The organism is Nocardia sp. CDC519 (assembly GCF_059509835.1).
In genome coordinates, this window is sequence record NZ_CM183377.1 from 1,276,669 (window position 1) to 1,291,752 (window position 15,084).

The window sequence follows — 15,084 nt, forward strand, 5'->3', positions numbered from 1 at the left end:
GGTTCAGCCTGTTCGGCGCGGGTTTTCCGGAATGTCTTGCGTGTACGTATACATCTACGTATAGTCACTGTCATGCCCAACAAGACGATCTACGTTGCCGAGGACGATCTCCCCCTGTTCCAGCGGGCCCAGGAGCTCGTCGGCGGCAATCTGTCGGGGGCCGTGGTCACCGCGCTGCGCCGGTTCATCGAACTGGAGGAGGGCAGGCAGGAGGGGTACGACGAAATCGTGCTCCGAGTCGGCCACAACGGTGTCCGGCAGGTGCGATTCGAGGGCTCGCTGCTCGGTGAGCTGCGGGATATGAACGACACCCGCATCGAACACATTCGGGTCTTCCGTAGCCGCAAGGGCAAGTTCGTCCTGCATACCCAGCTGTCCAACTGGGATGAACTACCCGACGTGGCCATGAAGGACTGGACGAGTTGGAAGAGCTGGCGGCGAATGCTCGCCGGCCCCAGCGATACGGATTGGGGTGATTTCACTCTGGAGATCGTCGACACCCTCGCGGAATTGAAGGGCAAGATGCCCGACAAGCTCTTCCAGCGGGTCGCCGATATCGCCGACCGTCCGCCCATCGAAGAGCTGGACATCTGACGTGATCCCGCCCGGTCGGCGCCGTCGGCGTCGGCCGGCCAACTGAACACACTCACATCTGACACCTCCGCTCCCCAGGGGAGCGGTGCGGAGAACTCATGCTGTCATTCGCATTGTTTTATGAAAAATTCCAGGAAGGAAAGGCCATGTCCACAGGTGGACGCCCACCGGCGATCTGGGTCTCCGGGCTCCGAAAGTCCTACGGCGACAAGGTTGTTCTCGATGGCATCGATCTGAACGTGCCCGAGGGTACGATCTTCTCGCTGCTCGGCCCCAACGGGGCGGGCAAGACGACGACCGTGCAGATCCTCACCACCCTGATCGGCTCCGACGGCGGCGAAATCCAGGTGGGCGGCCACGATCTGGACACCGAACGCGACGCCGTGAAGGCGGCGATCGGCGTCACCGGCCAGTTCTCCGCCGTCGACGAACTGCTCACCGGCCGGGAGAACCTGATGCTGATGGCCGACCTGCATCACCTGCCCCGGCGCGTGGGCCGATCCCTCGCCGCCGACCTGCTCGAACGCTTCGACCTCATCGAGGCCGCGGACAAGCCGGCCGCCACCTACTCCGGCGGCATGACCAGACGCCTGGATCTGGCGATGACGCTGGTGGGCGACCCGCGCATCATCTTCCTCGACGAGCCGACCACCGGCCTCGACCCGCGCAGCAGGCGCTCGATGTGGGAGATCATCCGCGAACTCGTCGACAGCTACAGCGTTACCGTCTTCCTCACCACCCAGTACCTCGAGGAAGCCGATCAGCTCGCCGATCGCATCGCGGTACTCGACCGCGGCACCATCGTCGCCGAAGGCACCGCGGCGGAGCTGAAGCGGCTCGTGCCCGGCGGCCATATCCGGCTGCAATTCGCCGAACGCGGCGCCCTGGACGCGGCGACCACGGCCTTCGGTTCCAGCGCCCGCCCCATCGAGGACGAACTCACCCTCGCGGTGCCGAGCGACGGCGGAATCGGTTCGGTGCGCGCGGTGCTGGACCGGCTCGACGAATTCCACATTCCCGCCGAGGGACTGTCGGTCCACACCCCCAACCTGGACGACGTCTTCCTCACCCTCACCGGAACCCCCGTCGCAGACAAGGAGCCCGTGCGATGACCACCGCGACCATGCAGGACCCGTCCCCGTCCGTCTTCGCCGATTCGCTGACCATGCTGCGGCGCAACCTGCTGCACGTGCGGCGCTATCCGAGCATGGCGTTCAGCATCCTGATCATGCCGACCGTGCTGCTGCTGGTGTTCAACTACGTCTTCGGCGGGGCGCTGGAAGCCGGGCTCGAACCCGGAACGAAGTACATCAACTATCTGGCGCCCGGCATGTTGCTGTTGCTGCCCGCATATCTGACGGTGTCGGTGGCGGTCATGCTGGCCACCGACATCACCAAGGGCATCGTCAACCGGTTCCGGGTGATGGCGATCGCGCAGTCGGCCGTGCTCACCGGACACGTGGTCGGCACGTTGATCCAGGGCACCCTCGCGATGGCCGGCATGCTCGGGGTGGCGATGCTGATGGGCTTCCGGCCCGACGCCACGCCGGTGGAGTGGGTGGCCGTCATCGTCCTGCTGATGCTGGTGGTGTTCGCCTTCACCTGGCTGGCCGTCGGGTTCGGGCTCGCCGCGCCGAACCCGGAAAGCGCGAGCAATATGCCCTTCCCGATCGTGATGATGCCGTTCCTCGGCAGCGGCCTCGTCCCCACCGACACCATGCCGACGGTGCTGCGCTGGTTCGCCGAATACCAGCCGTTCACCCCGATCACCGAAACCATCCGCGGCCTGCTGATGGGCACCGAGATCGGCGTCAACGGCGTCGTGTCGCTGGCCTGGTGCGCGGGCATCGCCGGCGTCGGCTACCTCTGGTCGATGTCGCTGTTCAAGAAGCAGGCCCGCTGAGCCCTGCCGCTTCGATCCCCTGCTGCGGCGGGGGATCGTCGGCGTGTGCGGGTCAGTTGCGCTCCAGCTCGATGGGATGAGTCGCCAGCAGCGAGAGCGGCAGCGGCTGTCTGCGCAGGACGTGCGCCCACAGGTCGGTGCGGCGGGTGGTGATGGGATCACTCGGCAGCGCCGATAGCACGATCCAGTCGTCCTGCTCCAGCTCGCCCTCGAGTTGACCGAAGGTCCAGCCCGCGTATCCGGCGAAGATGCGAACACCCTCCACCAGCGGGGCGATCTGGGTGGGATCGCTGTCCAGATCGATCAACACCACCCGGCCGTCGATGCGACGCAGACCCGCGACACCCTCGATGGACGCGCCCACGCGCAGGGTGCCGAGGCACAGCGCGGCATCGCGCTTGACCGGACCGCCGACGAACAGGGTGCGCGGTGCGGCGGCCACTTCGGCCCACTGCGGCAGCACATCGTGCACGGCGGTATCGCTGGGACGGTTGATCACCACGCCGAGGCTGCCTGCGTCGTTGTGTTCGATGATGTAGATGACGGTGCGCCGGAAGGTGGGCTCCACCAGTTCCGTGGAGGACACCAGCAGGGTGCCCGCGCGAACCACCTGCTCGCCGCGATGAGAACTTCGCCTGCCGTGCTCACCGCCACCGCCGCGAGTTTTCCGATCATCCGGGTCTTCTGCGCGTGCCACACCGTCATCATCGCAGCTATCGCGCCGTCGCGCCGCTTGTCTTCGCGTTCCGTGTCGTGCCGGATGCGCGCGAGTCCGGTGACAAGATCAACATGGGCGTTGACCGGGCCGGACGGCGTCGTAGAGTCGGCGGCATGCAACCGCCCGAGGTCGTCCTCGAAAACAGCGATGCCGTGTACGACTACTACCGCGCCCATCAGCAGCGGCGGTTCCAGGCGCGTGCGGCATACGCCCTGCTCGGGCGCCGTTTCCGGCCGCGGATCAGCTATGCGGCCGGCGCCAGGGCGCGGATCGCGGAGCTGATCCGTTCCCGCAAACCGCTGCTGATCGCGATCAATCATCTGTCCCAGCTCGACCCCTACACCGTCGCCGCGGCCGCCTGGCGCAGCGAGCTGCGGCCCATCATCGGCCGGGTGCGGGTGCTGGCCAAGGACGAGCTGTTCCTGGAACGCGAGCAACGCCGCAAGATCGACATGATGGGCGGCATCCCGGTCTTCCGCGGCCGCGATCACGGTCTGCGCGCGGTGAACGCGGCCGGGCAGCGAATGATGGACGTCTGCGCCGAACGCATGCACGACGGCGATTGTCTCGCGGTCTTCCCGGAAGGCACCTGCAACGACATCGACCCGGCCAAGGTGCAGCCCATCGGCAGCGGTATCGGGCATATCGCCTTCCGCACGATGAAACTCGGCACCGATCCCGCACTGCTCAGCATCGGACTCAGCTACGGTCAGCGCCCCGATCCGGCGGTGGAGCCGACCAAAGAGGAAGCGAAGTCGGCCAGCTTCTACTTCGGTGTGCCGATCGTGGATCTGCCCGCCCGGCCCGCCGAGATCGCGCGGCTGGTGAAGACGGATCTTCAGCAGGCGCTGGACGGGGCCGTTTCGGCGTACTGAGTCGCACCGAGACGGCTGCACCGCGGCTGCGTTCGTGTCCGGGCGGCACCGGCCGCGGGGCGTTCGCGGCGGCCATCGACCGCGCCGGGGCGACCGGGGCGCGCGGCGAACCGCTCGCCTGCGCGAGCCGACTCCTACTGCGGAAGCCCGAGCCGCCCGCGCGCCCAGTGCGGGACCATCGGCAAGTATTCCGGGCGGGTCTCCACGAAATGGCGCACCATCGGGCACATCGGCAGCGCGCCGAGATGATCGGCGCGGGTCTGGTTCAGCGCGGTCTCGACGAGCATGCGGCCGTAGCCCTGGCCCTCGTACTGGGAGTAGATCTCGGTGTGCACGAAAGCCCGTTCGGCATTGGTGTCCTGGTACTCCGCGTACCCGGCGATCGCGCCGTCGACGTAGATCTCGAAGCGTTCCAGTGCGGTGTTGTTGCGGACCTCTGTCGACATGGCTCGAAGCTACTCCACCGGCGCGCCGTGGACACATCGCAACGCGTCGCCGTATCGGTGGCCGGGACCCGTCGTCCGGCGCCGGGGTGCGGCGGGGGGCGCGACGGTGGACAATCGCAGGATGGAGCCGGTGCCGACCGTCGTACTCGCCCCGGACAAGTTCAAGGGGTCGCTGTCGGCTGCCGCGGTGGCATCGGCGCTGGCCACGGGCATCGCGCGGGCGCGGCCGGATGCGCGGGTGGTGCGCGCGCCGGTGGCCGACGGCGGGGACGGGACGGTCGACGCGTTCGTCTCGGCCGGGTGGACGCGAGTCACCATGCCTGCGCCGGGGCCGACCGGCGAAACGGTGGAAGCCTCCTACGCGGTGCGTGGCGATACCGCGGTGATCGAACTCGCCGCGGTGGTCGGCCTGGCACGGCTTCCCGATGGGCTACCGGACCCGTTGAAGGCCAGCACTTTCGGGCTCGGCGTCGTCATCGCGCACGCGCTATCGGTGGGCGCCGAGCGGATCGTGCTCGGGCTCGGCGGCAGCGCGTCCACCGACGGTGGGGCGGGCATGCTGACGGCGCTGGGGGCGCGCGTCTATGGGCCGGACGGACACGAAGTGCCAAGGGGCGGTGCGGCTTTGCGTGATGCGAAGCGGTTGGATCTGCGGGGTCTGCATCCGGGCCTGGCGGACGTGCAGTTCATCGTCGCCGGCGATGTGAACAATCCGCTGCTCGGGCCGTCGGGCGCGGTCGCGGTGTATGCCGCGCAGAAGGGTGCCGGGCCAGCTGAGCAGGCGGTTCTCGAAGCGGCACTACAGAATTGGGCCATGCTGGTCGGCGCGGCCCATGCCGACCGGCCGGGCGCGGGCGCGGCGGGCGGGACCGGCTTCGGCGCCATGGCCGTGCTCGGGGCGGACATGCGCAGTGGGATAGCGGTGGTGCTCGAACTGCTCGATTTCGCGGCCGTGCTGGAATCGGCGACGCTGGTCGTCACCGGCGAAGGCTGCCTCGACCGGCAGACCTTGCACGGGAAGGCGCCGATGGGTGTGTGCGCCGCCGCGCGAACCGCGGGCGTCCCCGTCATCGCCGTTGCCGGACGGATCGACCTCGGCCCGGACGAGCTCGCCGCGGCCGGCTTCGACGCCGGCTATGCCCTGGCCGACATGGAACCCGATGCGAGCCGCTCGATGGCCGAGGCCGCGGTGCTGCTCGAACAGCTCGGCGGCCGGATCGCCGACGAGCGGTTGGGTGAGCCGAAGCCGTCATAGCCGCGTCGATCCGACAGCCGGCCATCACGTCGATCAGCTCAGGGCGACCATCAGACACAACGCTTGGCACGCGATCGCGAGCAACGGCCAAACGAACAGCGGCAGCCTCCGTGACGCCGGCCCGCGCCGCGCGAATGCCCGATTCGCGAACGCGACGACGACGTTCACGACCAGCGCGGCACCCGGGATCACCACCACCGCGAGCAACAACACACTGCTCGCGGTCTCGCTTTCTCGTTCCGCTTCGGCACACGTATCGGGCTGCCCGGTGCAGGACGGCGAGGAGAACGTTCCGCCCATGGCGACGTGCCAGAAGAACCAGAACGCGCTGATCAGCGCCAGCGCGAAGACGACGGCCCACAGGACGAGGCAGGCGATCACGTCCACCACTCGGCGATCTCGGTAGCCGTGCGGTACGGGTACCGCGAACCCGGTCGGTTCCGGCGGCATCGGCGCGAAGTGCTCGCTCATCGGTACGCCGTCGCGGTCGAAGCCGGGGCCGGAAGCGTCAGCTTGCCGACATCAGCTTCGTGACCAGCTCACCGCGATGCCGGTCGCCCCACTCCTCCAGCGGCCGCAGCGCTGCCGCGAGTTCGGCGCCGAGCGGGGTGAGCGAGTATTCGACGCGGGGCGGGATCTCGGGGTAGATCTCCCGGTGCACGACGCCGGAGGTCTCCAGATGGCGCAGGTTCTCGGTGAGCACCTTCTCGCTGACGCCGCCGAGCAGGCGCCGGATCTCGCCGAAACGGCGTGGACCGTCGCCGAGCACCCACATCAGGTGCAGCCGCCACTTCCCGCCGACGACGTCGATCGCCACGCTCATCCCGCACGCATCGTGATCCGCGTCACTGCCGACCGTCACTGGATCCTCCTGACCTCGATACGGACCTCGACGTAAGCAACCGTACCTGCATGTGCGGTCTTGTCGCGCCTACCTGCGCAGATGAACCATGAGTACCGGCGCCGACAGCAACCGTATCGACTTTCGAAGGATCAGCACATGTCTCAGCAGAGCAGCACCGCCTCGGTTTCGATCATCGGTCTCGGGCCGATGGGGCAGGCCATGGTGCGGGCGTTCTTGAAGGCGGGCACCGAGGTCACGGTGTGGAACCGTAGCAGCGCCAAGGTCGACGCCATGGTCGAGCTGGGTGCCAAGCGCGCGAACACCGTCGCCGAGGCACTCGAGGCCAACGAGGTGACCGTGGTGAGCTTGACCCACTACGACGCCATGTACGACGTGCTCGGTCAGGCCACCGACCATCTCGCGGGCAAGGTGATCGCGAACCTGTCCTCGGATTCGCCCGAGAAGGCGCGCAAGGGTGCGCAGTGGGTGCGTTCGCACGGCGCCGAATTCCTCTCCGGCGGTGTCATGTCGGCCGGCGACAATATCGAGCACCCGGCCTCGTACATCTTCTACAGCGGCCCGCGCGAGGTGTTCGACGCGCACGCCGAGCTGCTGCGCCCGCTCAGCCCGCCGGAGTACCTCGGCACCGACGACGGTCTCGCGCAGGTCTTCTACCAGGCGCTGCTCATCGTCTTCCATCCCTGGATGCTCGCCTACGATCAGGCGCTGGCCGTGATCGCCCGCTCCGGCCAGGACATCGACCAGTTCCTGCCCTTCGCCCAGCGTGCCGCCGGCGCCTACCCCTTCTTCATGGAGGAGTACGCCAAGGCGGCCAAGGAAGGTGGCTGGGGCGATCTGTCGGCGTTCAAGATGATGGACGCCGGTGCGCAGCACATCATCGATGCCAGCGAGGAGGTCGGCGTCGACGCGACCATCTCGCATACCGCCCAGGGCATCTGGCGCAAGGCGATCGCGGCAACGGAGGAAGCCGGGAAGCCTGTGTCGGTGTTCGAGCTGTTCGGCGGGGCGAAGTCCTGAGCAGGTCGCCCGCCCGTTGCCAGTGGCGTTCGGGCGGGCGAGGGTATGCTGGCATACCATGAAGCGGACGACGGTGAAACTGCCCGACGAACTCGACGAGCGTATGCGACACGAGGCGCAACGACGCGGAATCACGGTTTCCGAGTTGACTCGTGCGGCAGTCGCGCAGTTTCTCTCCATGCCCCCCGAAGGCCGGCGACAGTTCGGTGCAGCAGGCGCCGGACGAAGCGGGCAGTCGGATGTATCGAGCCGGATCGATGAGATCCTGAGCGCGGAGTGGGGCCGATAAGCGCCTTGGTCGTCGACGCGGGCTCGTTGTATGCCTACGTCGACGCCGACGACGCCCACCACGAAGCGTCCTTGGACCTGCTGCAAACCCATCGCGGCCCGCTCGTCGTGCCGACGCTGGTCATCACCGAGGCGGTATACCTGATCAGCACCAGACTCGGCACTGAGGCCGAGGTGCGTTTCCTCGGAGATCTGGCACAGGGCCTGTTCGCGGTCGAACCCGTCCACGCCGTCGACTGGCTTCGGATCGCCGAACTGGTTGCCAAGTACCGCGACCTTCCACTTGGTACGGCCGACGCCTCGGTTATCGCCGCGGCGGAGCGTCGGAATCTGACGCAGATAGCCACCACGGATCGGCGGCTCACCGTCGTACGCCCTCGCCATGCCGCAGGGTTCACTCTGGTTCCGTAGTCCGCGGCGTGAATCAGGCCGATTCCGAGTCCGACCCGAGTCTGGGGAAGGGGGTGGTGGAGAAGACGACCTCCACCGCCACCTCGAAATACTGTGCGATCCGCAAGGCCAGATGCAGGCTCGGGCTGTACTCGCCGCGCTCCAGATATCCGATGGTCTGGTAGTGCACGCCGAGCGCTTCCGCGAGCTCGCGCCGGGAGATGCCGCGCTCGGCGCGCAGCATCGCGATCCGGTTGTAGATGACCTCAGTAGGCACGCTGCAACGCCTTCTCCCGCCGTTCGGCCATGGCCGCGCCGGACTCCCGGCGGGCCATCCGGCGCATCACCGCCGGCGCGATCACCAGCGCGGCCACCGACCAGATGCCGAGTACCGCAGCGGTTTCCAGATGGCGCCAGGAACCGTCGAGCTCGACCACCCGAGCACTATCGGGCAGCATCGCCGAGCGCATACCGAGACCGAGCCAATACATCGGGAATACCTGTCCCACCACTTGCAACCAGCCGGGCAACCCGGTGATCGGATAGAAGATGCCGGAGATGGCGACCAGGCCCATCAGCGGCATGGTGAAGAAGAACAGGCCACGAGGATCGTCGAAGAGCGAGCCGAGGATCGCGCCGAGTGCGGATATCGCGAGCAGACCGAGGGCCAGCACCCACGCCAACGTGAGCCACGACGTGACGCTGTCGAGCGACACACCTCCCACGATCACCGTTCCCACGCCCAGCAGGATAGCCACCTGCGCGAGCACCGAACCGGCGTTGGCGCCGAGCTTGCCGATGAGATAGCCGATCATGCCGTTCGGCGTGGCCTTGGCGCGCAACAGCGTGCCGTCCTCCCGGTCCAGCACCAGGTACTGGGCGATGCCGTACAAGCCATTGAAGGCGACCACCGCGCCGATCACCCCGGGCAACGCCAACGCGCCCATTCTCAGGTCGGTGTCCTGGAAGGTGCTGTTGCGCATGAAGAACAGCGCGGTGAGCAGCAGGATCGGGGTGAGCAGGATCCCGCCGAGATCCTCGCCATGGGTGAACAGCATCCGCAGTTCGATGCCGGCCCGGCGGAATCCGGCCCGGATCGCGACGGTAGTCGGGTTCATCGCACGACCTCCTCGATGGCGTGGATTTCGGCATCGCCGGTGCCGCTCTCGTAGTGGCGGACCAGCGACATGTAGGTCTCCTCGAGTGAGGCGCGGCGCACCTCCAGTTCGCCGATGTCCGCGCCGAATTGCTGGAACAGCTCGTAGACGAACTTGGTCGGCTCGGTGGTGGTGTGCACGAAACGCTGGCCGTCTCTGGTCCAGCGCACCTCGGCCTCGACCGACACCCGGCGCGAGAGTTCGTCGGCCGAGCCGTCGGCGATGATCCGGCCACCGGCCAGGATCAGGATGCGGTCGGCCAATTTCTCGGCCTCGTCCAGATCGTGGGTAGTGAGCAGGATGGTGGTCTGCTGCTCGTCGGCCAAACGGTGGATCAGATCGTGGAATTCGCGCCTGGCTTCCGGATCGAATCCGGCGGTCGGCTCGTCGAGGAACAGCACCTCGGGCTTGCCGACCACGCCGATCGCGACGTCGAGCCTGCGGCGTTGCCCGCCGGACAGGGTGGAGATCTTGGCGCCGGCATGTTCGGTGAGGCCGACCAGCTCGATGAGTTCATCGGTGTCCCAGGGCTTTCGGACGCCATCAGTGCTGTAGGGGCCGTAGAACGTGCCCAGATAGGACAGCAGTTCGCGGAGACGCCATTTCTTGTGGTCGCGCCACGATTGCAGCACCACCCCTATCCGGGCCCGCCAGGCCTCGTCGCCGTGCGCCGGATTCGCGCCGAGCACGTCGACCCTGCCCGCCGAGGGCACCCGGAATCCCTCGAGAATTTCGATGGTGGTGGTCTTGCCCGCCCCGTTGGGGCCGAGCATGACCACCACTTCGCCGTGTCGCGCCCGGAATGAGACGCCGTCGAGGACGTCCTTGGATCCGTAGCGCATGCGCAGCTGCTCCACGTCGAGCACCACGCCGTCACCCACAGTCATGGTTTCCCTCCCTGTCGTGGGTTGGTGATGGTTTGTAGCATACGTACTACATTTCGCCGTGGCAATGCTCGCTGCTCGACCGTTGACATGCAGCTGTTTGGTTGCCTATTCTGGCTTGGGCAGCCAAACGGCTGCATATCACGAGAGAACGGCGATGGACGAGGTATTCAAAGCGCTGGCCGATCCCAGCCGCAGGCGACTGCTCGACAGCCTCCAGGCTCGCAATGGCCAGAGCCTGCGGGAGCTGTGCGCCGGGCTGGACATGGCTCGCCAATCGGTGAGCAAACACCTGGCGGTGCTCGAGGCCGCCAACTTGGTCACCACCCGGCGCAGTGGCCGCGAAAAGCTGCACTACCTGAACGCCGAACCCATCAACGCCATCGCCGACCGCTGGATCAACCGCTACCACCGCGCGCGGGTCACCGCCCTCGCCGACCTGAAATCCGCATTGGAGACCAGTCCGATGAGTGACACCGAATTCGTCTACACCACCTACATCAAGACCACGCCGGAAAAGCTCTGGCAGGCCCTCACCGATCCGGCATTCACCAGCCGCTACTGGGGCGCCACCTTCGACACCGATTGGCGGCAGGGCTCGGAAATGGTGTGGAAGCAAGGCAATTGGGTCGGTAAAGATCCCGAGCAGATCGTGCTCGAATCCGATCCGCCCCGCCGCCTGTCCTTCACCTGGCACACCATCGGCCCCGAGTTCGCCGCCGAATTCGGAATGGACGCCGATGAACTCGCCGAATGGTCCGCCGAACCCCGCTCCAAGGTGACCTTCGAGATCGAACCGCAGGGCGAGGTCGTGAAGCTCACCGTTGTCCACGATGGGTTCGCGCCCGGCAGCCGGGTGCTCGACGGGGTGCAAGGCGGATGGCCTTCGATCCTGTCGAACTTGAAGACGCTACTGGAAACCGGGGACGTGTTGCCCGAGCCCGCGCAGAGCTGATCAACCGGCGCGGCACTCCGCTGTCGCGCCGTTCCGGCTGCGGCGAGACCTACGAGTGGCCTGCCACGGCGGAACGCGTCCGCTGTAAGTAGGTGATGTCATCGGCGAATTCGCGCCGGGGCGCACGGGTGGTCGTGGTAGCGACATTGATCGCGGCTCCGCCGATGACGCCGAGAAACCAGCCAAGCTCGGGATACAGCTGCTGCCCGGCGTATCCGGATGCCAAGGCGATCGAGACCGTCACCGCTCGGCGTACCCAATTGATCTTCGCGCAGCGGCCCGCGTGCTCGAGATCGGCCAGGGCCCGCTCCAGCTCACCCTGTAGGGCGTGGAACACGTCCCGGGGCCGGCCGTAGTCGCGTTGCAGACCGCGCACCAGGCGGTCGATCGCCGTGATGAGGCGTCGTCGTTCATCGCTGTACTTCTCCCGGAACGCGATCAGATCCTCGATCAGGACGTCATGGCCGGGAACCGGTAACAGCCCGCCGATTTCGACATCCAGACAGGGCGCCGGGCTCGGGTCGGGGAGGCGGCCGGGGAACAACCCGCGGTACCGGCGAGGATGAATCGAGCCCTCGGGACCGGGGTCATCGTCGATGAATGCGAACGGTGAGTGTGCGAACCGATGGGCGGCCGGACTGTCTGTGTAGGGGTAGAGGCTGTCGATGTAGTGGTAGCCGGCGTCGCGATCACCGAAATTCGAATGCCTGTAGTGCAGGGCGAGCTCACGGGCCGCGGCGCTGATCAGGCACAGTTGAGTCGCGGCCGACATGTAGACCGCGAGGCCGCTGCTGCGAGCCAGCCCCCGTCGCCGCAGTTCCTCGATGAGATCCGGCGAGAACTTTCCGCGATGAACGTAGCTGTCGGGACCGCTGTCCGGGACCAGATCGTCCGCGGGGATCTCATCGAGCAGCCGCGTCAGTGTCCACAGCGTCCGTTCGATCACGCCGGTGCCGCCCGGCCACTCGTCGGCAGGCAAACGCAGGTACAGTCCCGCGTCGTTCAACTGACGCATCCGCGGACCGAGAAAATGATCCAGCGGTCCCGGCGGCGCAACGGTGACCAAGCGATCCCAGTACAGCACCGCCTGGTAGATCACCGAGCGCGGCGCGTTGATCTTCGGGTAGTAGAACAGATCCGGCACGGTTCCCTCGAGGCCTCGGCTTCTCGTCGGCTGGGTGCGTCGATGCCGGGCATCGCCGGTATCGGTCGAGCGAACTCGGGCAGGCGCTTTCGCGATGCCGGTGGGCGAGCTGCCGAGTCGGAACCGACGATAGCGGGCGCGGAGGAAACTGTCGCCGATCCGAATCCTTTTCCGGTCGGAGGCGCTCTTATGGTTGTGAGAGTCGACATGAAACCCATGACCGCGCCGAACGCCGCTGCGGTCGCACCGCTGCCGGGCGCCGCATCGGAGTACCGAGGGGAGGCCCCGAGTGGAACGCGGATGGGCCGCTGAACAACTCGTCGCCGCGGCGCAGCAAGGTGATCGGGACGCGCTCTCGGCCATCGTGGACGGGGCCCATCCTCATGTGCGCCGCTTCGCCCAGCACCTGTGCGCGTCGTCGGCCGACGCGGAAGACGCCGCGCAAGAGGCGCTGATCATCCTGTACCGCAAGATCGGGACATTGCGCACCGCCACGGCGATCGCGTCGTGGATGTTCCGGATCGTCCGCAATGAATGTCTGCGACGGGCTCGGCGGGTGCTCGACCGCGAGCACGACGGGTCCGACTCGGGCACGGTCGTCTCCGCCGAGGACGAAGTACTGCGCAGGCTCGACGCCGAACAGCTCACCCGCGCCATCACCGAACTGCCGCCGCTGCAGCGCAGGGTCCTGATCATGCGCGATGTGCTCGGGCACCCGGGTCGTGACACGGCCGAGGCGCTCGGCCTGAGTACCGCGGCGATGAAGTCGCAGCTGCATCGCGCCCGTGCCGCCGTTCGTGAACGCCTCGCCGATCCGCTGTAGTCCGCCTCGGATATCCGTTCGCCCCACACCATCCCCGCATCGAAGGAATTCCCCATGCTCACTGCAGGATCCCCCGCGCCCGACCTGGAACTCGAGGACACCGATGGCCGCCCGTGGCGCTTGTCGGAGAATCTCGGCGCCAACGGTGCTCTGGTGTACTTCACGCGTTCCACGTCCTGCCCGATCTGCACCCGGCACGTCCGCGATCTGCATACGCGGCGAAGCGAATTCGAGAACGCGGGCCTTCGCATCCATATCGCGGTGCCGGAGGATCGCGATCGCGCGCTGGCTTGGAAAGCGCGGCACGGCATCCCTTTCACGGTGCTCGTCGGCGCGACCGCGACCCCGCACGCCTCGATCGGCCTGACCCGCACGGTATTCGGCACGATGCAGCAGTCGGGCAGCATGCTCGTCGACGCCGACGGCATCGTCCGCCACGCCAACGGCGCGACCCTGCCCGTCGGCGGTTACGACAAGAGGGGTATCGCCGCGGCCGTCGAGGCGATGCTCGGCCGGACCAGCATCTAGCCGGCTCACTGCGCGCGGCGCGGCAGGCTCTCCGGGAGGGTCCATCCGCGCCAGTGCGCGAGCAGGCACAGGCCCGCGCCGACGGTGGTCGCGCAGATCATGCCCGCGGTGGTCTGGCCTGCTGCGGCGAGGGCGACCATGACGATGCTCGCCGCCAGCGCGGCGGTGGCGTAGAGGGTGTTGCCGCCGAAGATGCGTGGGGTGCGGCGCAGCACGATGTCGCGGACCATGCCGCCGCCGACCGCGGTGATGGTGCCCAGCAGGATGGCTGGCAACCAGCCCAGGCCGACGGCCAGGGTCTTCTGGGCGCCGGTGGCGGCCCAGCAGCCGAGGGCGGCTGCGTCGACGAACAGGAAAGTGCGGTCCCAGATTTTGCCCTCGATGAGCAGGACGAACGCGATCAACGCCCCGGCGAGTGCGGTCACCAGGTAGGCGTAGTTGGTGAGCGCGATGGGGGTGCCGCGCTGGAGCAGGGTGTCGCGGATCAGGCCGCCGCCGAGCCCGGACAGGATCGCCAGGGTCACGAACCCGATCGGATCGAACCGTTCGGCTCTGGCCAGTACTCCGCCCAGCACCGCGTTCGCGAGTACGCCGCTCAGGTCGAGCACGAAAAACAGATCGGTGAGATCAGCCGCCGCCACTCGACCATCGTCCATCAGCGCAGCGGAATGCGGCCGCAGCGCCACAGATAGAGAGCACTGCTCTTGACTTGTGCCGCCGCGCGTGAGACTGTTGTTCTCAACAGAGAGCGGCGCTCACAAAGGAGATGGACATGACCGGCACGAACGCGGCGACCCGATACATCGGCCCGGCACGAGGCGAGGCGACGATGAATCGGTTCATGAACACCCTGCCCAAGCTGGGCATCAGCATCATGGGCTCGCGACTGCTGGCCGTGCGCGGCCGCAAGAGCGGGCAGTGGCGCACCACGCTGGTCAACGTCATGGACATCGACGGCGCGCGCTACCTGGTCGCGCCGCGCGGACACACTCAGTGGGTGCGGAATCTGCGCGCCGCCGGAGAGGGCGAGCTGCGGCTCGGTCGCAAGGTGGAGGCGTTCACCGCGCACGAGATCGACGACGCCGACAAGGTGCCGCTGCTGCGCGCCTACCTGAAGCGCTGGGGCTGGGAGGTGGGCCGGTTCTTCGAGGGCGTCACCAAGGATGCGACCGATGCGGAGCTGGCCGCGATCGCGCCGGGGTTCCCGGTATTCCGCATCGCTTGATCGGCGCCGCCACTCGA

General features: G+C 67.3%; 21 protein-coding genes. 12 read left to right on the plus strand and 9 right to left on the minus strand.

What is annotated here, in order from left to right:
- Positions 1-72: 72 nt before the first annotated feature.
- The 3 genes from AC5W7N_RS05665 (at position 73) to AC5W7N_RS05675 (ending at position 2,497) form a co-directional block, all read left to right on the plus strand.
- The gene (locus AC5W7N_RS05665; RefSeq protein WP_195020276.1) at positions 73-594 is read left to right on the plus strand and encodes an EXLDI protein; all 522 of its coding nucleotides are present in this window, start codon (positions 73-75) and stop codon (positions 592-594) included.
- Positions 595-740: 146 nt separating this feature from the next.
- Positions 741-1,706, plus strand: coding sequence for an ATP-binding cassette domain-containing protein (locus AC5W7N_RS05670; RefSeq protein WP_195020275.1), 966 nt, complete (start codon positions 741-743; stop codon positions 1,704-1,706).
- A complete protein-coding gene (locus AC5W7N_RS05675) occupies positions 1,703-2,497 on the plus strand; it encodes an ABC transporter permease (protein WP_195020274.1) in 795 nt (264 codons plus the stop codon). The genes AC5W7N_RS05670 and AC5W7N_RS05675 overlap by 4 nt, the downstream gene beginning before the upstream one ends.
- A 52-nt stretch (positions 2,498-2,549) precedes the next feature.
- On the opposite strand, the gene AC5W7N_RS05680 is transcribed toward AC5W7N_RS05675, so the two are convergent.
- Positions 2,550-3,194, minus strand: a complete 645-nt coding sequence (locus tag AC5W7N_RS05680) for a YqgE/AlgH family protein (protein WP_163814457.1) — start codon at positions 3,192-3,194, stop codon at positions 2,550-2,552.
- A 134-nt stretch (positions 3,195-3,328) separates the two neighbouring features.
- Here AC5W7N_RS05680 and AC5W7N_RS05685 point away from each other — a divergent pair, with 134 nt between their 5' ends.
- Positions 3,329-4,090, plus strand: a complete 762-nt coding sequence (locus tag AC5W7N_RS05685) for a lysophospholipid acyltransferase family protein (RefSeq protein ID WP_195020273.1) — start codon at positions 3,329-3,331, stop codon at positions 4,088-4,090.
- Positions 4,091-4,224: 134 nt separating this feature from the next.
- Here the strand turns inward: AC5W7N_RS05685 and AC5W7N_RS05690 are convergent, their stop codons facing one another.
- Complete coding sequence (locus AC5W7N_RS05690; RefSeq protein ID WP_130918239.1) at positions 4,225-4,536, minus strand: GNAT family N-acetyltransferase; 312 nt, start codon at positions 4,534-4,536, stop codon at positions 4,225-4,227.
- A gap of 121 nt (positions 4,537-4,657) precedes the next feature.
- Between AC5W7N_RS05690 and AC5W7N_RS05695 the strand changes: the two genes are divergently transcribed.
- Positions 4,658-5,791, plus strand: a complete 1,134-nt coding sequence (locus AC5W7N_RS05695) for a glycerate kinase (protein WP_163814459.1) — start codon at positions 4,658-4,660, stop codon at positions 5,789-5,791.
- Between the two features lie 33 nt (positions 5,792-5,824).
- On the opposite strand, the gene AC5W7N_RS05700 is transcribed toward AC5W7N_RS05695, so the two are convergent.
- Both AC5W7N_RS05700 and AC5W7N_RS05705 read right to left on the minus strand, forming a co-directional pair.
- Positions 5,825-6,181: a hypothetical protein gene (locus AC5W7N_RS05700; RefSeq protein WP_195020272.1), complete on the minus strand. Its 357-nt coding sequence runs from the start codon at positions 6,179-6,181 to the stop codon at positions 5,825-5,827.
- A 118-nt stretch (positions 6,182-6,299) separates the two neighbouring features.
- Positions 6,300-6,614: a winged helix-turn-helix transcriptional regulator gene (locus tag AC5W7N_RS05705; RefSeq protein WP_163814519.1), complete on the minus strand. Its 315-nt coding sequence runs from the start codon at positions 6,612-6,614 to the stop codon at positions 6,300-6,302.
- A 177-nt stretch (positions 6,615-6,791) separates the two neighbouring features.
- On the opposite strand from AC5W7N_RS05705, the gene AC5W7N_RS05710 reads away from it, so the two are divergent.
- Genes AC5W7N_RS05710 through AC5W7N_RS05720 form a run of 3 tightly spaced genes read left to right on the plus strand, consistent with a single transcriptional unit; the run spans position 6,792 to position 8,372 of the window.
- The gene (locus AC5W7N_RS05710; protein ID WP_228815191.1) at positions 6,792-7,673 is read left to right on the plus strand and encodes an imine reductase family protein; all 882 of its coding nucleotides are present in this window, start codon (positions 6,792-6,794) and stop codon (positions 7,671-7,673) included.
- Between the two features lie 58 nt (positions 7,674-7,731).
- The gene (locus AC5W7N_RS05715; protein ID WP_163814462.1) at positions 7,732-7,962 is read left to right on the plus strand and encodes a ribbon-helix-helix domain-containing protein; all 231 of its coding nucleotides are present in this window, start codon (positions 7,732-7,734) and stop codon (positions 7,960-7,962) included.
- Between the two features lie 5 nt (positions 7,963-7,967).
- Positions 7,968-8,372, plus strand: a complete 405-nt coding sequence (locus AC5W7N_RS05720) for a type II toxin-antitoxin system VapC family toxin (RefSeq protein WP_228815190.1) — start codon at positions 7,968-7,970, stop codon at positions 8,370-8,372.
- A gap of 13 nt (positions 8,373-8,385) precedes the next feature.
- Here AC5W7N_RS05720 and AC5W7N_RS05725 read toward each other — a convergent pair whose 3' ends face one another.
- The 3 genes from AC5W7N_RS05725 to AC5W7N_RS05735 are packed head-to-tail and all read right to left on the minus strand — an operon-like array spanning position 8,386 to position 10,395.
- Complete coding sequence (locus tag AC5W7N_RS05725; protein ID WP_163814463.1) at positions 8,386-8,628, minus strand: helix-turn-helix transcriptional regulator; 243 nt, start codon at positions 8,626-8,628, stop codon at positions 8,386-8,388.
- Positions 8,618-9,469 carry an ABC transporter permease gene (locus AC5W7N_RS05730; protein WP_163814464.1) on the minus strand — a complete coding sequence of 284 codons (852 nt, stop codon included), beginning with the start codon at positions 9,467-9,469 and terminating at the stop codon, positions 8,618-8,620. The genes AC5W7N_RS05725 and AC5W7N_RS05730 overlap by 11 nt, the downstream gene beginning before the upstream one ends.
- Complete coding sequence (locus tag AC5W7N_RS05735; protein WP_195020270.1) at positions 9,466-10,395, minus strand: ABC transporter ATP-binding protein; 930 nt, start codon at positions 10,393-10,395, stop codon at positions 9,466-9,468. Before AC5W7N_RS05735 ends, AC5W7N_RS05730 begins: the two co-directional genes overlap by 4 nt.
- Before the next feature lie 154 nt (positions 10,396-10,549).
- Between AC5W7N_RS05735 and AC5W7N_RS05740 the strand changes: the two genes are divergently transcribed.
- Entirely contained in the window at positions 10,550-11,347 is a 798-nt protein-coding gene (locus AC5W7N_RS05740) for an ArsR/SmtB family transcription factor (RefSeq protein ID WP_195020269.1), read from the plus strand.
- A 49-nt stretch (positions 11,348-11,396) separates the two neighbouring features.
- Here AC5W7N_RS05740 and AC5W7N_RS05745 read toward each other — a convergent pair whose 3' ends face one another.
- On the minus strand, positions 11,397-12,491 hold the full coding sequence (locus AC5W7N_RS05745; RefSeq protein ID WP_195020268.1) for a hypothetical protein: 1,095 nt from the start codon (positions 12,489-12,491) through the stop codon (positions 11,397-11,399).
- A 289-nt stretch (positions 12,492-12,780) separates the two neighbouring features.
- Here AC5W7N_RS05745 and AC5W7N_RS05750 point away from each other — a divergent pair, with 289 nt between their 5' ends.
- Positions 12,781-13,314, plus strand: a complete 534-nt coding sequence (locus tag AC5W7N_RS05750) for an RNA polymerase sigma factor (protein WP_194992410.1) — start codon at positions 12,781-12,783, stop codon at positions 13,312-13,314.
- A gap of 54 nt (positions 13,315-13,368) precedes the next feature.
- A complete protein-coding gene (locus AC5W7N_RS05755) occupies positions 13,369-13,842 on the plus strand; it encodes a peroxiredoxin family protein (RefSeq protein ID WP_195020267.1) in 474 nt (157 codons plus the stop codon).
- Between the two features lie 5 nt (positions 13,843-13,847).
- Here the strand turns inward: AC5W7N_RS05755 and AC5W7N_RS05760 are convergent, their stop codons facing one another.
- Positions 13,848-14,498 (minus strand): trimeric intracellular cation channel family protein, encoded by a 651-nt coding sequence (locus AC5W7N_RS05760; protein ID WP_178128074.1) that lies wholly within the window; start codon positions 14,496-14,498, stop codon positions 13,848-13,850.
- Between the two features lie 116 nt (positions 14,499-14,614).
- On the opposite strand from AC5W7N_RS05760, the gene AC5W7N_RS05765 reads away from it, so the two are divergent.
- Positions 14,615-15,067, plus strand: a complete 453-nt coding sequence (locus AC5W7N_RS05765) for a nitroreductase family deazaflavin-dependent oxidoreductase (protein WP_163814473.1) — start codon at positions 14,615-14,617, stop codon at positions 15,065-15,067.
- Positions 15,068-15,084 lie beyond the last annotated feature (17 nt).